The sequence below is a fragment of the Rhodovulum adriaticum genome (assembly GCF_004345735.1).
Classification (GTDB): domain Bacteria; phylum Pseudomonadota; class Alphaproteobacteria; order Rhodobacterales; family Rhodobacteraceae; genus Rhodovulum; species Rhodovulum adriaticum.
The window spans coordinates 29,996-54,639 of the sequence record NZ_SLXL01000008.1; the positions used below are offsets into that span (position 1 = coordinate 29,996).

Consider the following 24,644-nt stretch of genomic DNA (forward strand, 5'->3'; position numbering starts at 1 on the left):
CGATGCTGGACGCCAAGGATATCACCGTTCGCCTGGGCCACCGCGCGATCCTGACCGGGATCGACTTTCGCGCGCGGCCCGGCGCGGTCACGGCTATCGTCGGCCCGAACGGTTCGGGCAAGACGACCCTGTTGCGGGCGCTCACGGGCGACCTCTCACCTGACGGGCGGGTCCGGCTGAACGGCCATGACATCGCCTCCACCCGTCCGTGGGTGCTCGCAAGCCTTCGGGGGGTGTTGCCGCAGGCCACGCCGCTGGCCTTCCCCTTTACCGCGGCCGAGGTGGTGCGCCTGGGTCTGATGGGCGGGGTAGAGGCCGCCGAGGACGGGCTGGTGCCCAAGGCGCTGGCCCGCGTCGGGTTGGCAGGGTTCGAAGGGCGCTATTACCAAGAGCTTTCGGGCGGCGAGCAGCAGCGCGTGCAACTGGCCCGCGTTTTGGCGCAGGTCTGGCACCCGATGGCCCATGGCCGGCCGCGCTGGCTGTTTCTGGATGAACCCGTTTCCAGCCTGGATATCGGCCACCAGTTGCAGGTGATGCAGATTGCCCGCGATTTTGCCGATGCGGGCGGCGGTGTGGTCGCGGTGATGCACGACCTGAACCTGACCGCGATGTTCGCCGATGCCGTCACCCTGTTGGCCGAGGGCCGGGTGCTGGGCCAGGGCGCCCCCGCCGATGTGCTGCGCGACGACCTGCTTAGCCGGGCCTATCGCTGCCCGATCCGGGTAAACACCACGCCCGCAAACGGCCCCTACCTGTTGCCCCATGCCGCCGGCCAGATTGCCGCCGAATAACGGAGAGTGCCCATGGACATGACGCTGAAAGCCCAGGAAATCGCCGCCTTTCTGGAAAAGGGCGGCCCCGCGATCTGGGCGATTGCCGCCCTGTCGGTGCTGACCGCCGCCCTGATCCTGTGGAAGCTGTGGCGCCTGGCGCTGGCCGGGGCCTGGTCGCGCGGCGCGGCGCGGCGGGCGGTGGATCATTGGCTGGCGGGCGATGTCGCGCGCGCGCGCGCCACGCTGGATGGCCGCCGCGGCCTGCGCAGCATCGCCACCCGCGCCGCGATAGAGGCCCGGCTGGACCCGGACCTGAACGCCGACACCGCGCGGGAAGAGGTGGCGCGCGTGGCCACCGGCGAACTGGTGCGGGCGCGAACCGGCCTGCGCGCGCTGGAACTGATAGCCACCATCGCGCCGCTGTTGGGGCTGTTGGGCACGGTGCTGGGCATGATCGCGGCCTTTCAGACCTTGCAGGCCAGCGGATCGCGGGCCGACCCGTCCATGCTGGCCGGCGGCATATGGGAGGCGCTGTTGACCACCGCGGCGGGCATGGCCGTGGCGATCCCGGCCTCTGTCGCACTCAGCTGGTTCGAAAGCGTCACCGAAACCGTCCGCACCGATATCGAGGATGCCGCCACCCGCATCCTGACCCGTGGCGGCCCGGACCGCGCGCCCTACCGCGCCGCCGCGGAATGAGCCTGAACCTGTGCCCCCCCGCGCCTCGGCGCAAACCCAGCCTGACCCCGATGATCGACGTGGTCTTTCTGCTGCTGGTGTTCTTCATGCTTGCCTCGCGCTTCGGGCAGGATGTGACCTTGCCGGTCGCGGGCGGTGGCGGGGCGGGCGCGGACTGGTCCGGCCCGCCCCGCCTGGTCGATATCCGCCCCGGCGTGGTGGCGCTGAACGGGGTGCAAACGGCGTTGCCCGATCTGCCCGCCGCGCTGGAACCGTTGACCGATAGCCCCGCCGATCCGGTGGTCCTGCGCCCCCGCGACGGCGCCGATCTGCAGCGCGTCATCACGGTGATGGAGGCGCTGTCGCAGGCGGGCCACGACCGTCTGATCCTGGTGGAGTGAGCGCATGCGCCTGCCCGATCCTGCCCGCCGCCCGGCACGCGAAAGCGTGGTGCCGATGATCAACGTGGTGTTCCTGCTGCTGGTCTTTTTCATGATCAGTGCGCAACTGGCCCCGCCCGACCCGTTCGAGGTGACCCCGCCCGCCGCAACCTCTGACGACCCTGCCCAGGGCGCCGCCGTGCTGCATGTCGCGCAGGACGGCGCGCTGGCCTATGGCGCGGCGCGGGGCGAGGCCGTCTTTGCCGCGCTGGATGAGGCCGAGATAGAGGGGCCGCTGACGATCCGCGCCGACAAGGCCGCGCCGGGGCAGGCGATTGCGGCGCTGATCGCGCGGTTGTCGGCGGCGGGAATCGGCCCCTTGGAACTGATTGCCGAGGGGGGCTGAACGGGATGCGCGGCGTTGCCGAAAGCCTTGTCTTTGCCGGGGTGGCGATCGGGCTGCATCTGGCCTTGTGGCCTGCTGCCCCCGATAATGGGGCCGAGGCCGCCGGCGGCGGGGGTGCCGCGCTGGTGACGATGCGGGCCTCGAACGCGGCGCTTGCGGCGCAGGTGGCGGAATGGGACCGCCCGCCCGTGCCCGCAACCCCGTCACCCGCGCTGCCACAGATGCCCGCGCCCGTGACGGCCCCTGCGCCCCCGCCCCCGGTGCAGGCCGACCCGGTGCAGCCGCCGCGCCCCGCGCTGAAACGCCCCGCGCCCGCCGCGCCGATGGCGCAGGCCCCGGCGCCCCCGCCGCCGCCCGAACCGCCGTCGCAGCGGCCCGAACCGCCCCCGCAGCCCCAGGTGCAGCAGGCCGATGTCGCCACCCCGCCCCCGCAAGAGCGCCCGGCCGAGGCACAAAGGCAAAGCGCGCCCTCGGTCGCCCAGGCCGCGCGCCGCGCCAAGGGCGAGGGCGGCGAGGCGCGGGGGCAAAGCGGGCAGTCAAGTGCTGCGACCCTGTCGCCTGCGCGATCGCGCGCGCTGATGGCCGAATGGGGCGCCCGGATTCGCGCCCGTATCGCGCGTGGTGTGCCCCGCGGCGCGGGCCGGGGAACCGCAGTGGTCAACCTGACCGTGGCCGCCGATGGCCGCCTTGTGGCGGTGCGGCTTGCGCAAACCTCGGGCGACCCTCGGATCGACCAGATCGCCCTGGCCGCCGTGCGCCGGGCGGGCCGCTTTCCCGCCGCACCTGGTGAATTGGGCCTGCGCCAGCAAAGCTTTACCCTGCCAGTGCGGTCGCGCTGACCGCCCTACACGGCGGCGCGGACCAGCGGGCGGTGATCCCTTGCGCAGAACAAATGAAACAATATAACATAGCGCGAGTTCGCAATGCCGGACGGATCGTGCCGCCCGGCATTTCACAGGCGCATGACACGGCAAGGGAGATCGCCATGACCGTCCAACAAGACGCGATGCATGCAGAGCATCTGAAACAGGCGCAGGACCATTTTCGCTGGCGCAAGGACCATCTGGAGGCGCTGGCCACGCTGAAACGCGCAGAGGCCGCGCTGATGCTGCACGAGGCCCGGATTGTCGGCCACGAGGCCGAGATCGCCCGCCACGAAGAACAGATCGCCCACGGCACGGCGGATGCCCCGGCGGATCAGGCGGGGGACCATGCGCGGATGGCCCACGCCCACAGCCATGGTGCCGAACACCACTTGGGGCTGTTGAACGCGATCAAGGCCGTCGCCGCGCAGCTGGAGGGTCAGGCATGAGCAATCCCGCGAAGCTCCCCGTCACGGTGCTGTCCGGCTTTCTTGGCGCGGGCAAGACGACCCTGCTGAACCACGTGCTGAACAACCGCGACGGCTGCCGGGTGGCGGTGATCGTCAACGACATGTCAGAGGTCAACATCGACGCCGACCTGGTGCGCGCGGGCAGCGAGCTGTCCCGCGGCGAGGAAAAGCTGGTCGAGATGTCGAACGGCTGCATCTGCTGCACGCTGCGCGACGACCTGCTGGTCGAGGTGCGCCGCCTGGCCGCGGAAGGACGGTTCGACTACCTGCTGATCGAATCCACCGGCGTTTCCGAACCGCTGCCCGTGGCCGCCACCTTTGAGTTTCGGGACGAGCAGGGCCGCTCGCTGTCAGACATCGCGGAACTGGATACGATGGTCACGGTGGTCGATGCCGCGCATCTGCTGCGCGACTTTTCCAGCCAGGATTTCCTGAAGGACCGGGGCGAGGATCTGGGCCCCGAGGATGAGCGCACGCTGGTCAACCTGCTGACCGACCAGATCGAGTTTGCCGACGTGATCGTGTTGAACAAGGTGTCGCTAGCCTCGGCCGAGGATCTGGCCGCCGCCCGCGCGATCCTGCGCGCCCTGAACGCGGATGCCAAGATCATCGAAACCGATTATTCCAAAGTCGATGCCGCCGAGATCATGGGCACGGGGCGGTTCAGCTTTGAGGCCGCGCACCGTCACCCGACCTGGGTGCAGGAGCTTTACGGCTTTGCCGACCATGTGCCCGAGGATGCGGAATACGGGATCACCAGCTTTGTCTACCGGGCCGAGCGTCCGTTCGACCCGGCAAAACTGGCAGAGTTCTTTGACACGCCGCTGCCCGGCGTGATCCGCGCCAAGGGGCATTTCTGGATCGCGACGCGGCCCGAATGGGCCGGCGAATTTTCGCTGGCGGGGTCGGCGGTCGAGGTGCGCGCCCTAGGGTTCTGGTGGGCCGCGGTGCCGGAAAAACACTGGCCCCCGGAAGAGCGTGAGCGCATGGCCGCGCGGGTTGCGGGCGAATTCGGCGACCGTCGGCAAGAGATGGTGTTCATCGGAACGTTGGGCACGATGAACCGGGATCGCATCACCTCTATGCTGGATCGCTGTCTGGTGCCTGAAACCACCTATCAGCCCGGGCTATGGGCCGATCTGCCCGACCCGTTCCCGCAATGGGGCCGGACGCCGGAGCCTGCGCAATGACGGGGCGTGCGTCGAACCGGGGGGCGACCAGTCTGAAACTGCGGCGCCGCACGGACCCGATGCGCGATTTCGACCGTCTGCCGGCGGATCTGCGGGCCTGGCTGCACCATGCCGAACTGCCATGGAGCCCGGTTTCCGTGCGCCGCGCCTTTGCCCGCGCGCTGGCGGTCACAGGCGACCGTCAGCAGGCGCTGGCCGAACTGGACCGCCGCGCGCGGCACAAGCTTGCGCGGGACGCGGCCATCGTCTGGGGCGCCGCCCATCCCCAGGCGGGGCAGGGGGGCTGCGCCCGGCCATCGTGACCGGGGTGCGTTGCGCCCTTAGCGTTTGCGCCGGGGCGGGGCGTCACCGCCATTGCGCGCCGGTTTGGTGCGGCTGCGGGACGTGCCGCCGGGCCGGTCCATCCGGGCAGAGGTGTCGCTGGCCCCCGGACGCGCCTTGCCCGGCTTGGTCTGCGGGGCAGGTTTTTTGGCGCCGGTCTTGGGGCGCGGCTTAGGCGCGCTGTCCTTGCCGTGGCGCGGTTTGCGCGAGGGTGTGGCCTCGGGCGCCTTCCTGGGTTTGGCGGCTGGTTTCGGCCTTGCCGGGGCCGGGGATGCAGGTGTGGGCGCGTCCGTGCGGGGCGCCTTGCGCGGTTCCGTGGTCTGGGGCGATGCATCCGGCGCGGCGGCCCGTTCGGGCGTTGCCGGGGCTGCGGGTTTGGGCGCCTCTTTCCGGGGGGCCTTGCGCGGGGATTTCGCCGCCGGTTGCCGGGGCGTTGCCGGGCCGTCGCCGGGGGTGCCCTCTATCGGGCGGGCGGTGATATCGTCCTCCAGCACGCCACCGGGGCCCAGCCTGTCCAGCAGGCCGGGCGCGGCGGCCTGGGCGATTTCGACAAGGGTCGTGTCGGCCTGCACCCGGATCTTGCCGATCTGCGATTTTTCCAGGTTCCCGGCCCGGCACAGCAGCGGCAACAGCCAGCGGGCCTCGGCCCGGCGGTCGCGGCCCACGGACAGTTCGATCCAGGCAGAGGGGCCAAAGGGCGCGCGTTCCGCCCGCGGGCTGGGCGCGGGGGCGGTGTTCAATTCCTCTGGCGCGGACAGGCCGGCGCGATACAGCCGCAGACAGGCGGCGGCGATCCGCTCGGGGCTGTTGTCGGCCAGCAGTTTCGCGGCGAATGCGGTTTCGGCCTCGGACACCTCTTTGGTCCACAGCGGATCGGCCAGCAGCCGCGCTTCGTCCAGGGCAAGGATGTCCTCGGGGGCGGGGGGCTTTGTCCATTCGGCCCGGATCTTGGCCCATTTCAACAGGCGCGCGGCCTTTTTCGCGGCCTTGTCGGTCACGATCAGGGCCGAGATGCCCTTGCGCCCGGCGCGCCCCGTGCGGCCCGAGCGGTGCAACAGCGCCTCGGTGTTGGTGGGCAGGTCGGCGTGAATGACCAGGTCCAGGTCGGGCAGGTCGATGCCCCGCGCGGCAACGTCGGTTGCCACGCAGACCCGCGCGCGCCCGTCGCGCATGGCCTGCAGGGCGTGGCTGCGTTCCTCCTGGCTCAACTCACCCGACAGGGCGACGACCGACAGGCCCCGGTTGGCCAGACGGGCGGCCAGCCGCGCCACCGCCGCGCGGGTGTTGGCAAAGACGATGGCGCGCGGCGCATCGTGATAGCGCAGCAGGTTGATGATCGCATGTTCGCCATCATGGTCGGCCACCTGCACCGCCTGATAGGCGATATCCGTATGCTGCCCGCCGCGGGCAATGGTGGTCACGCGCACTGCGTCGCGCTGATAGGTCTTGGCCAGTTCCGCGATGGCGGGCGGCACCGTGGCGGAAAACAGCAGCGTGCGGCGGCTGTCCGGGGCGGCGCCCAGCATGAATTCCAGATCCTCGCGAAAGCCCAGGTCCAGCATCTCGTCCGCCTCGTCCAGCACGACGGCGCGGATGTCGGCTAGATCCAGATTGCCGCGGGTGATGTGATCGCGCAGGCGGCCCGGCGTGCCGACGACGATATGCGCGCCCCGGTCCAGCGCGCGGCGTTCGTCGCGGGCATCCATCCCCCCGATGCAGGACGCGACCCGCGCCCCGGCCTTTGCATAAAGCCATGCCAGTTCGCGCTGCACCTGCAGGGCCAGTTCGCGGGTGGGCGCCACGACCAGCGCCAACGGCGCGGCGGGCGGGCCCAGGCGGTCCGCATCCCCCATCAGTGTCGCCGCGATTGCCAGGCCAAAGCCCACCGTCTTGCCCGAACCGGTCTGGGCAGAGACCAGCAGGTCGGCCTGTTCCAGCTCGGGTGCGGTGACGGCGGTCTGAACCTCGGTCAGCGTATCGAACCCGCGTTCGGCGAGGGCATCGGACAGGGTCGGGATCATGGGGGAATCTTTCATCGGCCGGCGGCCAGTATGGCACGCCAAAACGCGCCTGATACGGGATCGCGGGGCGCATGTCCACTGTGCGTTTGCGGCGGCCGCCTTGCAGATTGACTTGCGTGCGCTTGTCTGACAGATCACCATCCCCTGTGCTGCAAGCGTGGAGGCTTCACGATGGACAGGCCGCTTAGCCCGCCCGAACGCGCCCTTCTGGCGGTCATCCAACAGGTAGAGGCCGAAACCGGCCGGATCGAACGCGACGTGCTGTCGGTCCGGGCCAAGGGCCGCGGGCTGGAGGTCACGCGCACCCTGGCCCAACTGGTCCAGCTTGGACTGGTCGAGAAGGTGCAGCGCCGCCCCTCTTTCCTGGGGCGGCTGTTCGGGGGGCGGCCGGTGGACCTGCTGCAGCTGACGGCGGCCGGACGCGCCGCCGCAGAACAGGGCGCGCCCGCCACGGCGGCGGCGCAACCCGATCCGGCGGTGCCGGAGGATGCGGACGATACCGAAACGGCCCCGGGCGAAGAGCCGCCCGCACCGCCAGCGGAAACGCCGCCAGCGGCGCCTGCTGCCCCGGTGACGCCGCCCGCGACCGAACCCCCGGCGGACAGCCCTGCCGCGCCCGCGCCGCAGGCCCCGCCGGTTGCCAAGGCCGACGCGCCGCCCGCCGACGCGGTGGAAACCCCGCCTGCCGCGCCCGCGCCGCGGCCGAAACGGCCCGACCGCGCGCAGGCCCTGGCCTATACCGAGGACCTGGGAGGCGCCCCGCTGCCCGAGGGCGGGGTCGCGCTGACCCACGATGTCGACCCCGAGGTGATGGAGGGCATCCGCGAGGTGCTGGCCGGGTTCGGCATGGATCTGACCTTTGCCGGCGAGGCCTTTATCGGGGCGCGGATCGCCCAGGGGCACGAGGCGGGCGACGCGCTGTGTCAGGTCGTTCTGTTCGCCTTTGCCCACGCCGTGCGTGACGATCTTGCCAGTGACGGCGCGCTGTCGCAGCTGGGGCTGGGCGACTACGCCGCCGAAATCGCCGAGGAGTTGGGCAAGCTGCATGCTGCGGGCCTGATCGGCGCGGAGCGGCTGGAACAGGACCGCAGCCGCCTGATCGCGTTGGCCGATGCGGGCGCAGACCGCGCGTCCATTGTCGAGGATATTCTTTCCGATCCGGTGGGTGGGCTGCTGCCGCCCGCGGCGCTGCCCGAGGAATTGCGCCCCGCGCAAGAGGCCTGAGGCCGCGCGCCTGCCCCGCGCCGCGCGGTGACCATCTTGCCGTGTTCGGCGGGTGTGGTCGTGCCTTGTGTGATCTGTAAAGATTTTTACAAAAACAGCCCCCTGTCAGAAAGGCGTTTTACAAAAGTTTTCGGCGGATGTCGTTGCCGCGTTGATTCCGTGGTCAAGTTTCTGGACAGCCATTGGGGACAGGGTGTCGGCGCGTCACGACATGCGCGCAGGCCTGCCCCCAGACCCGTTCGTGCCCGGAGAGGAGCCGGGCACGGGCATTCCGATTCATCAACGGGAGGACCCGACATGTCCGCCAAGGACTCTGCAATGGCCTACTGGAAGGCCAATCTCCGCATCATCTGGATCAGCCTCGTCATCTGGGCGTTGGTCTCTTTCGGCTTCGGCATCCTGCTGCGCCCGCTGCTGGCCGGCATCCCCGTTGGCGGGTCCGACCTGGGCTTCTGGTTTGCGCAACAAGGGTCGATCCTGGTCTTCCTGGGCCTGATCTTCTTTTACGCCTGGCGCATGAACCGGCTGGACCGTGAACACGGCGTGGACGAGGAGTAAGTCACGATGGATCAGTTTACCCTAAACCTCATCTTCGTCGGCGCGTCGTTCGCGCTGTATATCGGGATCGCGATCTGGGCGCGTGCCGGGTCCACCAGCGAATTCTACGCCGCGGGCCGTGGCGTGCACCCGGTGACCAACGGCATGGCCACCGCGGCCGACTGGATGTCGGCGGCCTCGTTCATCTCGATGGCCGGTCTGATCGCCTTTGTCGGCTATGACAACTCGACCTTCCTGATGGGCTGGACCGGCGGTTACGTGCTGCTGGCGCTGCTGCTGGCGCCCTACCTGCGCAAGTTCGGCAAGTTCACCGTGTCGGAATTCATCGGCGACCGCTTTTACAGCCAGACCGCGCGTCTGGTGGCGGTGCTGTGCCTGATCGTGGCCTCTCTGACCTACGTGATCGGCCAGATGACCGGCGTCGGCGTGGCCTTTGGCCGGTTCCTTGAGGTGAACAACACCGTCGGCCTGCTGATCGGCGCCTGTGTCGTGTTCGCCTACGCGGTGTTCGGCGGCATGAAGGGCGTGACCTATACCCAGGTCGCCCAGTATGTCGTTCTGATCCTGGCCTACACCATTCCGGCGATCTTCATCTCGCTGCAGCTGACCGGCAACCCGATCCCGGCCCTGGGCCTGTTCGGCGAGCATCAGGCCAGCGGCGAGCCGCTGCTGGCCAAGCTGGACCAGATCGTGACCGATCTCGGCTTCAAGGAATACACGATGCACCATGCCGATACGGTCAACATGGTGCTGTTCACCCTGTCGCTGATGATCGGCACCGCCGGTCTGCCCCACGTCATCATGCGCTTTTTCACCGTGCCCAAGGTGTCTGATGCGCGCTGGTCGGCGGGCTGGGCGCTGGTCTTCATCGCGCTGCTGTACCTGACGGCCCCGGCCGTGGGCGCCATGGCGCGGCTGAACATCACCGAACTGATGTGGCCCAACGGGACCGATGCCGCCGCCGTGTCGGTCGAGACCATCGAGACCGATGAAAAGTATGACTGGATGCAGACCTGGGCCAAGACCGGCCTGCTGGGTTGGGAAGATCGCAACGGCGACGGCATGATCCAGTACTACAACGACGCAAGCCCCGAGATGCAGGAACGCGCGGCCGAGGAAGGCTGGGAAGGCAACGAGCTGACCAACTTCAACCGCGACATCCTGGTTCTGGCCAACCCGGAAATCGCCAACCTGCCCGGCTGGGTGATCGGTCTGGTGGCCGCGGGCGGCCTGGCCGCGGCGCTGTCCACCGCCGCCGGTCTGTTGCTGGCGATTTCTTCGGCGGTGTCGCACGACCTGATCAAGGGGGCGATCAACCCCAGGATCAGCGAGCGCGGCGAACTGATGTCGGCGCGGATCGCCATGGCCTTGGCGATCATCGTGGCAACCTATCTGGGTCTGAACCCGCCGGGCTTTGCCGCGCAGACGGTGGCGCTGGCCTTCGGCCTTGCGGCGGCCTCGATCTTCCCGGCGCTGATGATGGGGATCTTCTCGACCCGCATCAACAACACCGGCGCGGTCGCGGGGATGCTGGCGGGTCTGCTGACCACGCTGATCTACATCTTCCTGCACAAGGGCTGGTTCTTCATCCCCGGCACGAACAGCTTCGACGATTCCGATCCGCTGTTCTTCACGATCAAGTCGACCTCTTTCGGGGCGATCGGCGCGGCGATCAACTTTGCCACCGCCTATATCGTGGCCGGCATGACCAAGGCCCCGCCGCAGGAAATCCGCGATCTGGTCGAAAGCGTGCGCATCCCCCGTGGTGCGGGTGCTGCGGCCGCGGACCACTGACACGATCCGAAAGGGGGCGGCATGCCGCCCCCTTTCATCTGCCTCCGCTATTTCGCGGCATCGGCATCCCTTTTAGGGTTATTCCCAGACAAACCGGTTCCCCACGCGAGAGGTTCCCATGCCCGACCCCGCGCCGCAGGTCGATCCGCTGGACAGCCTGCTGTCCTGCCCGCCCTTCGATCGCCTGCCGCAGGCGGCCCGTGACGGGCTGGCCGGGCACATCACCCGCATGCACGCCGCCGAGGGCCAGACCCTGTGCCGCGAGGGCGAAAAGCTGGAGGGCCTGTATGTCATCGAGGCCGGCACCGTCGATCTGGAGGATAGCGGCGGGCGGCTGATCGCCCATCGCGGCGCCGGCGACGTGATCGGCGAACGCGGGCTGCTGCGCCTGGGGCGGGCCACGCTGGGGGCGCGGGCGGCCTCGGCGGCGACGCTGCTGCTGCTGCCGCGCGCGCAATTCCACGACCTGATGGACGAGGTGCCCGCCTTTGCCACCTGGTTCCAGCGCGCCGCCCCCTCCAGCGCGAGCGCCGAGGCCGAGGAATCGGCCGGGCTGACGGCGCTGAAGGTGGCTGACCTGATGACCGGCACGCCGATCACCTGCCCGCTGGGTGCCACCGTGACGGAGGTGGCGCAGATCATGCGCGCAAACGGCATTTCCTCGGTCATCGTGATGGAGGGCGCGGCGCCCGCGGGCATCGTCACCGTGCGCGACCTGGCCGGCAAGGTGCTGGCAGAGGGGCTGGACGGCGCCACCCCCGTTGCGCAAGTCATGTCGCGCGATCCCATCACCATCGGCCCCGATGCCCTGGGGCTGGATGCGCTGATGATGCTGGCCGACAACAACATCAGCCACCTGCCCGTGGCCGAGGGCGGGCGCATCGTCGGCCTGATCGGGCGCACCGACCTGTTCCGGCAACAGGCCGCCACGGCCAGCCACATGATCGTGGAAATCGTCGATGCCGACGATCCGCAGGACATGGCCCGCGTCGTGGCCGAGGTGCCCGCGCTGCTGGCGCAATTGGTACGCGCGGGCGTGGATGCCGGTGCGATCACCCGGCGCATCACCGACATCACCGACGCGATCACCCGCCGTCTGCTGGCCCTGGCAGAGGCCCGGCTGGGCCCGCCCCCGGTGCCCTATCTGTGGTTGGCCTGCGGCAGCCAGGGGCGGCGCGAACAGACCGGCGTCAGTGATCAGGACAACTGCCTGATTCTGGACGATGCGTTCCGGCCCGAGCATGACGCCTATTTCGAGGCGCTGGCGCGCTTCGTCTCGGACGGGTTGAACACCTGCGGTTTCGTCTATTGCCCCGGCGACATGATGGCGACCAACCCGCGTTGGCGGCAGCCGCGCCGGGTCTGGCGCGACTATTTCGCGGGCTGGATCGCCCAGCCGGACACTGAGGCGCAGATGCTGGCCTCTGTCATGTTCGACCTGCGCCCCATCGGCGGCGAGGTCGGCCTGTTTTCCGACCTGCAGGCCGAAACGCTGGACATGGCGGCCAGGAACTCGATCTTCGTGGCGCATATGGTGTCCAATTCGCTGAAGCACACCCCGCCGCTGGGGCTGTTGCGCGGCTTTGCCCTGATCCGCTCGGGCGAGCATAAGGACATGGTCGACCTGAAACATTCCGGCGTGGTGCCGGTGGTCGATCTGGGCCGGGTCTACGCGCTGAAGGGGCGGCTGGAGGCGGTGAATACCCGCGAACGGCTGGTGCAGGCCGGGGCGGACGGGGTGATTTCACAGGCTGGGGTGCATGACCTGATCGACGCCTATGACCTGATTGCCGAAACCCGCCTGCGCCATCAGGCCGATCAGGTCCGGGCGGGCCAGGCGCCGGACAATTTCATGGCGCCGGGGCAGTTGTCCGATCTGGAACGCAAGCACCTGCGCGATGCCTTCATGGTGGTCAAGACGATGCAATCGGCCCTGGGGCAGGGCCGCGGGGGGATGGGCTAGAATGTTTTTCGAACTGATCGCCAGTTTCGTGGCGGGTCTGGGCGCGGCCGGTCTGGTGCTGGCGCTGGACCGGCTGACCGGGCGGCACATCCCGCGCTGGATCATGCCGGCGGCGGCGGGGCTGGCGATGGTGGGCTACGCCATCTGGTCGGAATACAGCTGGGCGCCGCGCACCGTGGCGGGCCTGCCCGACGGCGTGGTCGAGGTCGAGCGGATCGAGGAACGCAAACCGTGGAAGCCGTGGACCTATGCCGTGCCGCAGGCGACCCGCCTGCTGGCGGTCGATGCGGGCGGTGCGGCGACCCATCCGGCGGCGCCGGGGCTGCGGCTGGTCACGCTTTACGCCTTTGCCCGCTGGCACCCGACCCGCGCGATCCCACAACTGGTCGATTGCGGGCGCGGCGCGCGGGCGGATGTGTCCGACGCGGCGCTGGCCGATCCGTCCACGGCGGCCTGGCGCCCGCTGGAACGTGGCGACGGGCTGCTGGCGGCGGTCTGCGTAACGACTGCGGACTAGGGGCACGGCATGGCGGGCAAATCCATATTGCTGGCCGAGGACGAGGACGGCATCGCCACCGCCCTTGATTTCCTGCTGCGGCGGGAAGGCTATCGCGTGCAGCGCGTGGCCGATGGCGATACGGCTTGGGCCGCGTTGGAGGAGACGCAGCCCGACCTGGTGGTTCTGGACGTGATGTTGCCCGGGCGAACGGGGTTCGACATCTGCCAGGCCATCCGGCGCGATCCGGGGCTGTCCGGCCTACGGATCCTTATGATGACGGCGCGCGGCGGCGAGGTCGAGCGGCGCAAGGGGCTGGCGTTGGGGGCGGATGCCTTTCTGACCAAGCCGTTTGCGACGGCGGACCTGCTGGCACAGATCCGCGTGCTGCTGGGGGGAGAGGTGGATGCATGAACGGCTTGGGCTGAGACTTCGTTTCGCATTGTTCTTTATGGCGCTGGCGGCGGGCGGTCTGGCGCTGCTGGCGGTCGGGCTGTGGCTGGGCCATGCCCGCGCGGGCGGCCCGGTTCAGGGCTATGTCGTGGCTGGGCTGGTTGCGGGCTTTGGCCTGGCGGGGCTGGCGGCGTGGATCGGGCTGTTGTTCGATGAAAACGTCGCCCGGCCGATCCTGGCGCTATCGGCGCAGTTGAAGACCCGTGCCCGCGCCGAGATCGGCGCCGGGATCGACGAGGCGCCCGCGCGCTATCTGGGCGCCCTGGCGCCCGCCGCCAATGCGATCCAAGAGGCGCTGGCCGACACCCGCGCCGCGCAGGACCGCGTGGTTGCCGAACGCACCGCTGCGCTGAACCGCGAAAAGGCGATGTTCGAGGCGCTGTTGCGCGACCTGGCCGAGGGGGTCGTCGTGGCCACCCCCGACCACCGGCTGATGCTGTATAACCGCGCGGCGCAGGCGTTGCTGGGCGATCTGGGGCTGGACCGGCCGCTGACCGCGTTTCTGCGGCCCGAACCGCTGTCGCACGCGCTGGACCGGATGGCCGCCCGCGGCGCCCGGGGCGAGCAGGAGGCCGAGCAGTTCCTGGCCGCGACCGCCTGCGGCGAACGCTTTCTGATGGCGCGGGTCAGCCCCTTTGGTCCCCCGGGGCAGCGCGCGGACTATGTGCTGATCTTTCACGACGCTACCGAGGATTTGCAGGCCCACGCGGAACGCGACCACCTGCTGAACACCTTGCTGGAGGCCGTGCGCCGCCCCGCCGCGGCCCTGGGCGCGTTGCTGGATGCCGCCGCGGCCCCGGACCTGCCCGGCGCCGATCGCAGCCGGTTCCACGACCTGATGTGCGCCGAACAGGCCCGCCTGGTCAGCACCGTGCACGAGGTCGCCGAACGCCATGGCGAGGCGACGGCCCGCCACTGGCCGATGCCCGCCGTGGCCTCTGACGACATTGCGGACGCGGTGCAATCGCGCCTGTCCGTCCCCCTGGGGGCAGAGGGGCCGCGCCGCTTCGTGCGCTGCGACGGCTTTGCGGTGACCGAACTGCTGGCCCGCGTGGCCGGGGGGCTGGCGGCACAAGAGGGGCGCGGCGATTTCGTTCTGGGGGCCGAGGCCGAGGGGCGCGAGGTGCGCCTGACCCTGGGCTGGTGCGGCCCCGATGTGCCCGATGGCGCGCTGGAGGCATGGCTGGCCGCGCCGCTATCCGACGGGTATGGCCAGTATACCGGCCGCGATGTGCTGGAGGGGCACGGGGCCGAGCTGTGGTCCGAACCCACGGCCACCGGCCATCGGCTGGTACTGCCGCTGCGTGCCGCCGACGCGCCGGATCTGGCCCCCACCGATCCGCGCCCGGAATTCTACGATTTCTCGCTGCCCGCACCGGCCACGGCGGATCAGGCCGAACGGCCGCTGTCGGATCTCAGTTTTGTGGTGTTCGATACCGAAACCACCGGCCTGTCGCCGCGCGGCGGGGATGAAATCGTGCAGATCGCCGGGGTGCGCATCGTCAATGGCCGCGTCCTGCGGGGCGAGGTGTTCGACACGCTGGTCAATCCGGGGCGGCACATCCCCGCGGCCTCGACCGCGATCCATGGCATCGACGATGCCCGTGTGCGCGGGGCGCCCGATCTGGCCGATGCGGCCCGGCGGTTTCACGCCTTTTGCGATGGCGCGGTTCTGGTGGCCCATAACGCCGCCTTTGACATGGCGTTCCTGCGGATGAAGGAGGACCGACTTGGCCTGCGCTTTGATCATCCGGTGTTGTGTACGGTGCTGTTGTCGGCGGCCCTGTATCCCCATGCCGAGGATCTGACGCTGGACGCGCTGGCGGTGCAGTTCGGCATGACCCTGCTCGAGGCCGAGCGCCATACCGCCCTGGGCGACGCGCTGGCCACCGCAGAGGTGTTCCGCCACATGCTGGGCGAGTTGCAGGGCGCGGGCGTCGAAACCCTGGGGCAGGCGCTGGCGCAAAGCGACCGCATGCGCCGCATCCGGCGGGCGCAAAACTACTAGGGTTGGTGCGACATCGCCGGTTGCGGGGCGGTCGGGCGAACAGGCGAGGGGTGCGCCGCAAGCCTGACAAAAAGTATCGGATAACGTGACATAGTCACAGACAGCCCCGCGCGTCTGCTGTCCTTTGCGGCCAAACGCCTCCGGTTGCCGCACCGACGGTTCCCGCGCGGGGCGTGTGCCATCCCGGACAGGAGCCGCCCATGCGCATCGCCGTTGCCAGCCAGAATTTCCGCACCGTGACCCCGCATGTGGGCCGCACGCGCCGCTTCTTCATCTTTGAGGCGACGCCGGGCGCCCCCGCCCAAGAGGTCGAGCGGCTGGATATGCCCCGGGGCATGGCGCTGCACGATTTCAAGGGGCCAGGCGATCACCCGCTCTATTCCGTGGATGCGATCATCGCGGCCAGCGTGGGGCGCCATTTCGTGCAGCGCATGGCGCGGATGGGGATTACGGCGGCCGCGACCTCGGAACCCGATCCGGCTGCCGCCGCCCGTGCGTTGGTTGAGGGCTGCCTGCCCCCGCCCGCGCCCCATGAGCATGACGAGGCCGGCTGTTCCCACGACTGACGGGCGCCGTTCAGACCAGCGCCGCCGCCGCCCGGCCCGATTGCAGCGCACCGGCAACCGTGCGCGCCGCGCTTTTGCGCGCATCGCCCAGGATCGCCACATCCGCCCGGCGGGTGGACAGGCCCCGCGCATCGGTCGGGCACCAATCTGATGCATCCACCAGCCCGGCGCGGCGCGCAATCGCGCCCGCGCCCTGCGGCAGGACGAAGTTCACCACATCCGCGCGCAGCCGCCCGGCATTGGTGTCCAGCACACCGCGTGGCGCATCGACGGCCAGAACGGTGCCGCCCTGCGCGGCGCTGTGCCACTTGGCGGCGATGTCCAGCCCCTGCCGGTCCAATGCTGCGTGGAACCGCGCGGCCAGATCGGTGCCGGTGCCACCGTCCAGAACGCTGAACCGCGCGTTGGGGCGATTGTGGTGCAGCCAGGTGGCCATGTGCAGCGCCCGGTTCAGCGCGGCGGCTTGGTGGCCGGGCGTGGCGGGCAGGCGCAGGACGACATGCCCGGCCGCAGGCAGGGCGGCCAGTTGCGCGCGCAGGCGGCGTGCCTCGCGTGCGTTGCCCCAGGCGGCGGGCCAGCGGTGGCGCGCGGCGGCGTCCAGCCCGGCAATCGGTTCGGGCCGCGCGGCGGTGCCCGGTGCCAGCAACAGCTGGTCAAAGGGCAGGGCACGGCCGCTGAACAATTCCAGCCGGGCGGCGCGCCAGTCGATATCGGCCACATCGTCCAGCACCACCTGCACGCCCGCGCGGCGCAGCGCGTCCAGGCCGGGCCCGGCGGCGGGCTTGTCAAAGGCGGCGGTGGCGGTGCGGCCCATGCGGGTCGGATCGCGTTCCACCAGCAGCACCGGGCGGGCAGGTTGCGCCCCCTTCAGCGCCAACGCGGCGGCGGCCCCGGCTGGCCCCGCGCCGACGATGACGGCCTGCGCGTGCGCGGCGTGCGGCGCGGCGGTCCAGCCCGCGATGGCGGTGGCGGCCCCGGCGGCAAGGTATCCGGCAAATCGGCGGCGGTTCAGGGTTTGCATTGTCCTGTCTCCATGGCTTGGACGGGGGCCTATTTCTTTTCCAGCAGCTCGGCTTCGGGGTGGATGGGGCGATAGATCTCGACCCGGTCGCCCTCTTTCACCGGCTTTTCCAGCTTGGCCAGGGCGCCGAAGATGCCGACCTTGTTTTGCTCCAGGTCGATTTCGGGGAACTGGTCCAGCAGGCCCGACGCCTCGATCACGTCGCGCACGGTGGCGCCTTCGGGCACGTCCAGGTTCTTCCAGACTTGGGTGGTGGCGCGGGCGAATGCGCAGCTGACGATCATGCCTGTTCCCCTGCCTGTGCGTCGCGGGACAGCACGCCCGCGGCGGTGAACACCTTTTCGACCTGCGGGTTTTCCACCCGCTGGCCGCCGGCGCGGCTGCGGCTGTCGACCATCGCCTTCAGCGCCAGCAGAACCCCAAGCGCGATAAAGCCGCCAGGCGGCAGGATCAGCAGCAGAAAGCCCTGGTAATCCGGGATCACCGTGATTTCGAGAAAGCCGAAGCTGGGCCCCAGCAGCAGCGCGGCATTGGCAAACAGCGTGCCCGAACCCAGGATTTCGCGCACCGCGCCCAGGGCCACCAGCGCCAGGGTAAAGCCCAGCCCCATCATCAGACCGTCGAAACTGGCCGCCAGCGGCGACTGGCGCGAGGCAAAGGATTCCGCCCGCCCCAGGATCGCACAGTTGGTCACGATCAGCGGAATGAACAGGCCCAGCATCTTGTGCAGGTCGTGCAGCCAGGCGTTCATCGCCAGATCGACCACCGTGACCAGCGTTGCGATCAGCAGCACGAAGGCGGGGATGCGGATTTCCGGGGTGATGATCTTGCGCAGGACCGATACCGCAAAGCCCGAGCCGATCATGACGGCGGTCGAGGCCAGCCCCATGCCCAGCCCGTTGGTCGCGGTCCCGGTCACGGCCAATAGCGGACACAGCGCCAGCAACTGGCCGAAAACGACGTTGTTGTCCCAGATCCCGTTGCGGGCGATGGTGCCGTAATTCGTGGACATCAGTCGGACTCCGTCTTGGCGGGGGCGGCCAGCAGGGTGGCGCGGTGGCGGTCGAACAGGCCCAGCCCGCGATGCACCGTACCGACCACGGCGCGCGGGGTGATGGTGGCGCCGGAAAACTGGTCAAAGATGCCGCCGTCCTTTTGCACCTTCCATCCCTCGGGGCCGGGATCGGACAGCGAGCGGCCGGTGAAATCCTCGACCCAGTCGTCCTTGGCGATCTCGATCTTGTCGCCCAGGCCGGGGGTTTCGGTGTGCGACAGCACCCGCACGCCCAGCAGGCTGCCATCGGGCGCGATGCCGATCAGCACGCGGATCGCCCCGGAATAGCCGTATCCCGTCAGCACGAAGGCCACGCCGCTGACCTGCCCGTCCTCGGTGGCGACATAGACGGGCACGTCGCCCTCGGCCCCGTCGGCCACGGTGCGCATGTCGGCGGTCAGGTCGTTGTCGTGCAGATCGTCGGGGATCACCTGCGCCAGCGAGGCCAGCAAATCCTCGGACGCGCGTTCGGCGATGGGTCCGCGGGTGGCGTCATCGGTCAGCGACAGGATCAGCGCGGTGACCAGCGCAAACCCGCCCAGCAACAGCCCGTGCCAGGCCGGAGAGTTGCGCAGCGCCGCCAGCGGCCCGCGCCGCATTTCATCTTGCTGGGGTGTCTCGGTCATTGCGTGTCCCCCAGTTCCAGCGGTTTGCCCGCGCGGGTGCGGCCAAAGATGCGCGGGCGCACGTATTCGTCGATCAGCGGCGTGCAGGCGTTCATCAGTAGCACGGCAAAGGCCGCGCCCTCGGGGAAGGCACCCCAGCTGCGGATGACAAAGATCAGCGCGCCGATGCCGATGCCGTAGATCATCTTGCCAAAGCCGGTGACCGGCGAGGTGACGTAATCGGTCGCGATGAAGAAGGCGCAGAACATCAGCGAACCGGACAACAGGTGATATTGCGGCGGTGGAAAGCTGTCGGGCGCGATCAGCCAGGCGGCGCCGGACAACAGCGCGACCGAGCCCAGCACGGCAAGCGGGATCACCACGGTAATGACCCGCAGCAGGATCAGCCCGATCCCGCCGATCAGCAGCAGCAGCGCGCTGGTTTCGCCCAGCGACCCGGGGACAAACCCGAAAAGCTGGTCATGCACGCGGCCCATGCCCGCCAGGATGCTGTCCATCGTCAGGCCTGCGTCCAGCTGGCTCTGGATATGACCCAGGGGAGAGGCGCTGCTGACCGCGTCGAAGGTGCCGCCGCCAAAGGTGATGGCCAGCGCCTCTTGAAACCCCGGCCCGCCGGGGCCGCCGATCACCGGCGGAACCCAGGTGGTCATCTGCACCGGCAGCGCGACCAGCAGCATCGCGCGCGCCACCATGGCGGGGTTGAACAGGTTCTGCCCCAGCCCGCCGAACATGTGCTTGCCGATCACGATGGCGATGCCCGCGCCGGTAAAACCGACCCACCAGGGCGCCCAGGGCGGCAGCGACAGCGCCACGATCCAGCCCGTCAGCAGGGCGGAGCCATCGGTTGCAAAACGCAGGATAGGCCGACCGGCGATGGCCAGGCACAGCACCTCGAACAGCAGGGCGGCGGCCAGCGTGACCGAAAACAGCAGCACCGCAGGCCAGCCGAAATGGAACAATCCAAAGGCCGTGGCCGGGCTGAGGCACAGCATCACCGCCAGCATCGTGCGCGGCACGTTGAAACGCGAATGGGTATGCGGCCCGCTGGCCAGGATCGGGGCGGTCATTTCACGGTCTCCCCGGATTGGGTCGTGCCTGCATTGGCCTGGGCTTCGGCCTCGCGCTTCTTCTTGGCGGCCATCTCGGCCTTGCGCTTGGCCATGGCGGCGCGCTTGGCCTCGGCTATGGCCTCCAGCCGGGCGGTGCGGGCCTCGGCCAGGCGCTTGGCCTGTTCCTGCTGATGCTTGCGGCTTTCCTGTTCGGCCAGCTTGCCGCGGGCGTACTGGATGGTCTGGACCAGCGGCCGGTTCGACGGGCAGGTGAAGGAACAGCAGCCGCAATTTATGCAATCCAGCAGGCCGACGCGGGCCGCGCCCTCCAGGTCGCCGGCCTCGATCCTGGTGTTCAGTTCGAACGGGGTCAGGCCCATCGGGCAGACCTGCACGCACAAACCGCAGCGGATGCAGGGCATGGTGTCCTGGTCGCGGCTTTCGGCCGGGGTCAGGGCCAGAACGCCGTTGGTGCCCTTGACGATCGGCACGCGCATGTTCTGGATCGGCAGGCCCATCATCGGGCCGCCCAGCAGCAGGCGTTCGGGATCCTCGACTAGACCGCCGCAATGGGCCAGCAGGTCGGCAACGGGCGTGCCGATCAGCGCGCGCACATTGGCGGGGCGGGCCACCCCGCGCCCGGACACCGTCACGACACGGCTGATAGAGGGTTCGCCATAGCGCACGGCCAGGTGCACGGCATGGGCGGTGGCGGCGTTGTGGACCACCACGCCCAGTTCGGCGGTCAGCGCGCGGGCCGGGGTTTCCTGTCCGGTCAGCGTCTTGACCAGGTGTTTTTCCGACCCCATCGGGTATTGCGTCGGCACGGTCTTGATCTTCATCGCGAAGTCCAGGACGCGCTTGTGCCGCGACATGGCCTCGATCGCCTGGGGCTTGTTGGCCTCGATCGCGACGATGATTTCCTTGACCCCCAGGGCCTTGGCCATGATCCCGGCGCCGTCGGCGATTTCCTCGGCGCGTTCGCGCATCAGCCGGTCGTCGCAGGTCAGGTAGGGTTCGCATTCGGCGGCGTTGATGACCAGCGTGTGCAGGTCGTATTTCGTGCGCAGGTTCAGCTTGACCGCCGAGGGGAAGGTCGCCCCCCCCATGCCCACGATCCCGGCCTCGGCGACCTGGGCGGCGATGTCCTGGGGGGTGGCGTTTTCCGGGCGCAGGCGGGGCAGGCGGGGGCCCCATTCATCGCGGCCGTCGGGGCGGATCGTGACCGTCGGCACCGGCAGCCCCGAGGGGTGCGGCGCGGTGAAATGGCCCACCGCGATCACCCGCCCCGAGGTCGGCGCGTGGATGTTGGCGGAGACCGGCCCGCGCGCCTTGCCGATCAGCTGGCCCTTCAGCACCTCGTCGCCGCGTTCGACCAGCGGTTCGGCCTCGACCCCGATATGCTGTTGCAGGGGCACGCGGATCAGGGCGGGCAGGGGCATTTCCTCGATCTCGCACTCGGCGGTCAGGAACTTGCGCGTTTCGGGGTGAACCCCCCCCTTGAAGGCGAACAGGCGGGCCGGGTCGAAACGCCCGGCAAAGGGAAGAATGCTCATGCGGATAGCCTCGTGTCGCCGTCAGCCTCGGCGGTGGGCCTGTCCCAGTACCAGTTGCGCAGGGTCCGGGGTTTGGGGCGGTGAATGATCGCCTCGGTCGGGCAGACCTCGATACAGGCGTCGCAGCCGATGCAGGCGTCGGTAATCACGGTGTGGATCTGCCGGTTCGCGCCGACGATGGCGTCAGTGGGGCAGCGTTTGAAACACTTGGTGCAGCCGGTGCAGTGATCCTCAAAGATGAAGGCGACCAACTGTTCGGCCTCTTCTATCCCGTCCAGATCGCCGCCCGCGCCCGCGTCGACCCCCAGGATATCCGCCAGTTCCAGCGCCAGGTCGCGCCCGCCGGGCGGGCACAGGGTGACCGGCGCGCTGCCATCGGCCAGCGCCTCGGCGCCCGCACGGCAACCGGGATAGCCGCATTGCCCGCAATTGGTGCCGGGCAGCAGGGCCTCGACCTCGTCCACGATGGGGGGCGTTTCGACGTGGAACTTGCGCGCGGCCACGCCCAGGGCCAGGCCCAGGCCCGCGCCCATTGCGGTCATCGAGGCGATTGCGGACAGCATGACGGCGGTCTCCCTTTCCTCAGTTCGGGACAAGCCCGGCAAAGCCCATGAAGGCCATGGACAGCAGACCGGCAGAGATGAAGGCGATGGGCGGCCCGGCAAAGGGGGCGGGCACGGCAAGCTGCGCCAGCTTTTCCCGCATCCCGGCAAAGATCGCCAGGACACCCGTGAACCCAAGCGCAGAGCCAAAGCCATACAGCAGGCTTTGCGCGAAATTGTGCTGTTCCTGGATGTTCAGCAGGGCCACGCCCAGCACCGCGCAGTTTGTCGTGATGAGCGGCAGGTAGATGCCAAGCGCGCGATACAGCCCCGGCGACATCTTGCGCAGCACCGTTTCGGTGAATTGCACGATGGCCGCGATCACCAGGATAAAGCTGAGGATGCGCAGGAACTCCAGCTCCAGCGGGATCAGGATCAGCGTTTCGATCACCCAACTGGAGGCCGCGGCCAGCGTCAGAACGAAGGTTGTGGCCAGCCCCATGCCGATGGCGGCGTCGATCTTGCGCGACACGCCCATGAAGGGACACAGCCCCAGAAACTTGACCAGCACGACGTTGTTCACCAGCGCCGTCCCGAGCAGGATCATGAAGAACTCTGTCATGGTGTGGGCTCCTTCGCTTGGCGGGCGCCGGGGGCGTCCGGCAGCCCGGATTGTTGCGCAGGCCGCTTGCCCAAAGGATGAAGCATGGACCATGCCAGCCGAGGCGTGGCCCGGGGTGCCCGGCGGAAACGCCGCGCTGCATTGGTTTTCGTCGGATCTGCGGTCGGGGTGGCGGGCCGCGATGTTGCAAAGCCGACATTTGTCAGACAGCCCCGTGTCGCACGGGTCCGTCACGCTGGCCCCGCCCGCCGCAAAACCTGTCCCGCGCCCCTCGTCAGGCTTGGCATGTTCCATGCTTCATCTTTGGATGAGCGGTCCGCTCGCGATCCCAAGGGCCAGGAGTGCCGGAAAGTGACCTCAGATTTCGCGCCAATGGCAGGCCATGCCCACCCCACTCCGCAAGGGGCGGTTCAGATCGCCGAGGGCGTGCACTGGATCGGTGCGCTGGACCCGGATCTGCGCAGCTTTGACATCATCCTGAAGACCGCGAACGGCACCACCTACAATTCCTATGTGGTGCGCGGCAGCGAGGGTGTGGCCGTGATCGATACGGTCAAGGCGCCCTTTACCGCCGAATTCCTGGCCAAGCTGGAAAGCGTCGCGCGGTATGACGAAATCACGACCCTGGTCCTGAACCATCTGGAGCTGGACCATACCGGCGCGGTGCCGGAATTCCTGCGCCGTGCGCCGCATGTGAATATCTATGTCTCGCCCCGCGGTTTGCAGGTTCTGCGGGCCCTGCTGAAGGACGATTTCGACAGCTACAGCGTCACCACCGTCGAAACCGGCGATACCGTTTCGCTGGGCGACAAGACGCTGCGCTTTCTGACCACGCCTTATGTGCACTGGCCCGACACCCAATGCACCTGGCTGGAGGAACAGAACCTGCTGTTCACCTGCGATCTGCTGGGGTGCCACTATTGCGACGGGCGGCTGTTCAACGACAGGGTCGGCGATTTCCGTTTTGCCTTCGACTACTATTTCGACCACATCATGCGCCCGTTCAAAGGCTATGTCGCGCAGGCGCTGGACCTGATCGAGCCGCTGGAAATCGACATGATCGCGCCGGGCCACGGGCCGGTGCTGCGCGCCCATCCGCGGGATTACATCGCACAGTATCGCCGCCTGATCACCAAGCGGCTGGCCAGCGAGACCGGCGATGAAAAGACGCTGCTGATCTTTTACGTTTCGGCCTATGGCGCCACGGCGCAGATGGCCGGCGCGGTTTACGAGGGCGCCACCGAAAGCGACGATGTCCGCGTATCGCTGTTCGACCTGGAGGGCGGCGATGTCACCCCCTTCATCGACCTGATCGAAGAGGCCGACGGCCTGATCTTTGGCACGCCGACGATCAACGGGGATGCGGTGCGCACGGTCTGGGATCTGCTGTCCAGCCTGGTGGATATCGACACAAAGGGCAAGCTGGGGGCGGCCTTTGGATCCTACGGCTGGACGGGCGAGGCGGTGGGCATGGTGGAATCGCGCATGCAGGGCCTGAAGATGCGCGTTCCCGAAAAGGGGCTGCGCATCAAGATGCACCCCACCGAGGACGAGTTGGAAGAGTGCCGCGATTTCGGCCGCAGGCTGGCCGCGCACCTGGCCGGGCGCGCGGTGGCACGGGAAATCGACATGAGCGAATTGCTGGGAAGCTGAAGACCCAAGAATGAAGGAGGCCCCATGGCCACGGCAAAACTGAGTTTCGCGGATGTCGCGCTGACGGTGAACGTGCCCGAGGGCACGCGGATCATCGATATTTCCGAAAAGATCGGCTCGGGGATCACCTATGGCTGCCGCGAGGGCGAATGCGGCACCTGCATCACCCGGATCATGGAGGGCGGCGATAACCTGTCAGAGCCCTCTGCGCTGGAAACCCGCGTATTGAAAGACAACCTTGCCGGTCGCAACGACCGGCTGGCCTGCCAGGCGCAAGTGTTGCGCGGAACGGTCAAGGTCAAGCCGGGTTGAGCGGGCGCCCGCTGCCCGCGTCAAGATTTCGAAACCCTGAAGAAA

At 68.8% G+C, this 24,644-nt stretch carries 27 protein-coding genes; 18 read left to right on the top strand and 9 right to left on the bottom strand.

What is annotated here, in order from left to right; all coding sequences use genetic code 11:
• The first annotated feature begins 2 nt into the window (after nucleotides 1-2).
• The 8 genes from EV656_RS11125 (at nucleotide 3) to EV656_RS11160 (ending at nucleotide 5,062) form a co-directional block, all read left to right on the top strand.
• Complete coding sequence (locus EV656_RS11125; RefSeq protein WP_132603809.1) at nucleotides 3-791, top strand: heme ABC transporter ATP-binding protein; 789 nt, start codon at nucleotides 3-5, stop codon at nucleotides 789-791.
• A gap of 12 nt (nucleotides 792-803) precedes the next feature.
• Complete coding sequence (locus EV656_RS11130) at nucleotides 804-1,472, top strand: MotA/TolQ/ExbB proton channel family protein (RefSeq protein WP_132603812.1); 669 nt, start codon at nucleotides 804-806, stop codon at nucleotides 1,470-1,472.
• Entirely contained in the window at nucleotides 1,469-1,852 is a 384-nt protein-coding gene (locus EV656_RS11135) for an ExbD/TolR family protein (protein ID WP_132603815.1), read from the top strand. The genes EV656_RS11130 and EV656_RS11135 overlap by 4 nt, the downstream gene beginning before the upstream one ends.
• Nucleotides 1,853-1,856: 4 nt before the next feature.
• Entirely contained in the window at nucleotides 1,857-2,237 is a 381-nt protein-coding gene (locus tag EV656_RS11140; protein WP_132603818.1) for an ExbD/TolR family protein, read from the top strand.
• A 5-nt stretch (nucleotides 2,238-2,242) separates the two neighbouring features.
• On the top strand, nucleotides 2,243-3,076 hold the full coding sequence (locus EV656_RS11145) for a TonB family protein (RefSeq protein WP_132603821.1): 834 nt from the start codon (nucleotides 2,243-2,245) through the stop codon (nucleotides 3,074-3,076).
• Nucleotides 3,077-3,222: 146 nt separating this feature from the next.
• The gene (locus tag EV656_RS11150; RefSeq protein ID WP_132603824.1) at nucleotides 3,223-3,549 is read left to right on the top strand and encodes a hypothetical protein; all 327 of its coding nucleotides are present in this window, start codon (nucleotides 3,223-3,225) and stop codon (nucleotides 3,547-3,549) included.
• A complete protein-coding gene (locus tag EV656_RS11155) occupies nucleotides 3,546-4,760 on the top strand; it encodes a GTP-binding protein (protein WP_132603827.1) in 1,215 nt (404 codons plus the stop codon). Before EV656_RS11150 ends, EV656_RS11155 begins: the two co-directional genes overlap by 4 nt.
• Nucleotides 4,757-5,062 carry a DUF6525 family protein gene (locus EV656_RS11160; protein ID WP_132603830.1) on the top strand — a complete coding sequence of 102 codons (306 nt, stop codon included), beginning with the start codon at nucleotides 4,757-4,759 and terminating at the stop codon, nucleotides 5,060-5,062. Before EV656_RS11155 ends, EV656_RS11160 begins: the two co-directional genes overlap by 4 nt.
• Nucleotides 5,063-5,080: 18 nt before the next feature.
• On the opposite strand, the gene EV656_RS11165 is transcribed toward EV656_RS11160, so the two are convergent.
• Nucleotides 5,081-7,102 (bottom strand): DEAD/DEAH box helicase, encoded by a 2,022-nt coding sequence (locus EV656_RS11165; RefSeq protein ID WP_132603833.1) that lies wholly within the window; start codon nucleotides 7,100-7,102, stop codon nucleotides 5,081-5,083.
• Between the two features lie 171 nt (nucleotides 7,103-7,273).
• Between EV656_RS11165 and EV656_RS16725 the strand changes: the two genes are divergently transcribed.
• The 8 genes from EV656_RS16725 (at nucleotide 7,274) to EV656_RS11205 (ending at nucleotide 16,164) form a co-directional block, all read left to right on the top strand.
• Nucleotides 7,274-8,326 (top strand): hypothetical protein, encoded by a 1,053-nt coding sequence (locus EV656_RS16725; protein ID WP_132603836.1) that lies wholly within the window; start codon nucleotides 7,274-7,276, stop codon nucleotides 8,324-8,326.
• A gap of 297 nt (nucleotides 8,327-8,623) precedes the next feature.
• On the top strand, nucleotides 8,624-8,884 hold the full coding sequence (locus EV656_RS11175; RefSeq protein WP_132603839.1) for a DUF4212 domain-containing protein: 261 nt from the start codon (nucleotides 8,624-8,626) through the stop codon (nucleotides 8,882-8,884).
• Nucleotides 8,885-8,890: 6 nt separating this feature from the next.
• Nucleotides 8,891-10,678, top strand: coding sequence for a sodium:solute symporter family protein (locus EV656_RS11180; RefSeq protein ID WP_132603842.1), 1,788 nt, complete (start codon nucleotides 8,891-8,893; stop codon nucleotides 10,676-10,678).
• A gap of 118 nt (nucleotides 10,679-10,796) precedes the next feature.
• On the top strand, nucleotides 10,797-12,641 hold the full coding sequence (locus tag EV656_RS11185) for a DUF294 nucleotidyltransferase-like domain-containing protein (RefSeq protein ID WP_132603845.1): 1,845 nt from the start codon (nucleotides 10,797-10,799) through the stop codon (nucleotides 12,639-12,641).
• 1 nt (nucleotide 12,642) lies between these two features.
• On the top strand, nucleotides 12,643-13,158 hold the full coding sequence (locus tag EV656_RS11190; RefSeq protein ID WP_132603848.1) for a hypothetical protein: 516 nt from the start codon (nucleotides 12,643-12,645) through the stop codon (nucleotides 13,156-13,158).
• A gap of 9 nt (nucleotides 13,159-13,167) precedes the next feature.
• On the top strand, nucleotides 13,168-13,551 hold the full coding sequence (locus EV656_RS11195) for a response regulator transcription factor (protein WP_132603851.1): 384 nt from the start codon (nucleotides 13,168-13,170) through the stop codon (nucleotides 13,549-13,551).
• Entirely contained in the window at nucleotides 13,544-15,598 is a 2,055-nt protein-coding gene (locus tag EV656_RS11200; RefSeq protein ID WP_132603854.1) for an exonuclease domain-containing protein, read from the top strand. The genes EV656_RS11195 and EV656_RS11200 overlap by 8 nt, the downstream gene beginning before the upstream one ends.
• A gap of 200 nt (nucleotides 15,599-15,798) precedes the next feature.
• Nucleotides 15,799-16,164, top strand: coding sequence for a NifB/NifX family molybdenum-iron cluster-binding protein (locus EV656_RS11205; protein WP_132603856.1), 366 nt, complete (start codon nucleotides 15,799-15,801; stop codon nucleotides 16,162-16,164).
• A gap of 10 nt (nucleotides 16,165-16,174) precedes the next feature.
• Here the strand turns inward: EV656_RS11205 and EV656_RS11210 are convergent, their stop codons facing one another.
• From EV656_RS11210 to rsxA, 8 genes are read right to left on the bottom strand one after another with little or no spacing between them, the layout of a single operon-like run.
• Nucleotides 16,175-17,185, bottom strand: a complete 1,011-nt coding sequence (locus EV656_RS11210; RefSeq protein ID WP_132603859.1) for an FAD-dependent oxidoreductase — start codon at nucleotides 17,183-17,185, stop codon at nucleotides 16,175-16,177.
• A gap of 29 nt (nucleotides 17,186-17,214) precedes the next feature.
• On the bottom strand, nucleotides 17,215-17,469 hold the full coding sequence (locus tag EV656_RS11215) for an RnfH family protein (protein WP_132603861.1): 255 nt from the start codon (nucleotides 17,467-17,469) through the stop codon (nucleotides 17,215-17,217).
• Nucleotides 17,466-18,197: an electron transport complex subunit E gene (locus EV656_RS11220; protein ID WP_132603864.1), complete on the bottom strand. Its 732-nt coding sequence runs from the start codon at nucleotides 18,195-18,197 to the stop codon at nucleotides 17,466-17,468. Before EV656_RS11220 ends, EV656_RS11215 begins: the two co-directional genes overlap by 4 nt.
• Nucleotides 18,197-18,865: an electron transport complex subunit RsxG gene (gene rsxG / locus EV656_RS11225; RefSeq protein ID WP_132603867.1), complete on the bottom strand. Its 669-nt coding sequence runs from the start codon at nucleotides 18,863-18,865 to the stop codon at nucleotides 18,197-18,199. The genes EV656_RS11220 and rsxG overlap by 1 nt, the downstream gene beginning before the upstream one ends.
• Entirely contained in the window at nucleotides 18,862-19,932 is a 1,071-nt protein-coding gene (locus EV656_RS11230) for an RnfABCDGE type electron transport complex subunit D (protein ID WP_132603870.1), read from the bottom strand. The genes rsxG and EV656_RS11230 overlap by 4 nt, the downstream gene beginning before the upstream one ends.
• A complete protein-coding gene (gene rsxC / locus EV656_RS11235; protein ID WP_132603873.1) occupies nucleotides 19,929-21,470 on the bottom strand; it encodes an electron transport complex subunit RsxC in 1,542 nt (513 codons plus the stop codon). Before rsxC ends, EV656_RS11230 begins: the two co-directional genes overlap by 4 nt.
• Nucleotides 21,467-22,033 carry an RnfABCDGE type electron transport complex subunit B gene (locus EV656_RS11240; protein WP_132603876.1) on the bottom strand — a complete coding sequence of 189 codons (567 nt, stop codon included), beginning with the start codon at nucleotides 22,031-22,033 and terminating at the stop codon, nucleotides 21,467-21,469. The genes rsxC and EV656_RS11240 overlap by 4 nt, the downstream gene beginning before the upstream one ends.
• Nucleotides 22,034-22,052: 19 nt before the next feature.
• Nucleotides 22,053-22,634 carry an electron transport complex subunit RsxA gene (gene rsxA / locus EV656_RS11245; RefSeq protein WP_132603879.1) on the bottom strand — a complete coding sequence of 194 codons (582 nt, stop codon included), beginning with the start codon at nucleotides 22,632-22,634 and terminating at the stop codon, nucleotides 22,053-22,055.
• A gap of 351 nt (nucleotides 22,635-22,985) precedes the next feature.
• On the opposite strand from rsxA, the gene EV656_RS11250 reads away from it, so the two are divergent.
• Entirely contained in the window at nucleotides 22,986-24,287 is a 1,302-nt protein-coding gene (locus EV656_RS11250) for an FprA family A-type flavoprotein (protein ID WP_481883010.1), read from the top strand.
• A 24-nt stretch (nucleotides 24,288-24,311) separates the two neighbouring features.
• Nucleotides 24,312-24,599, top strand: coding sequence for a 2Fe-2S iron-sulfur cluster-binding protein (locus tag EV656_RS11255; RefSeq protein ID WP_132603882.1), 288 nt, complete (start codon nucleotides 24,312-24,314; stop codon nucleotides 24,597-24,599).
• Nucleotides 24,600-24,644: the final 45 nt, after the last annotated feature.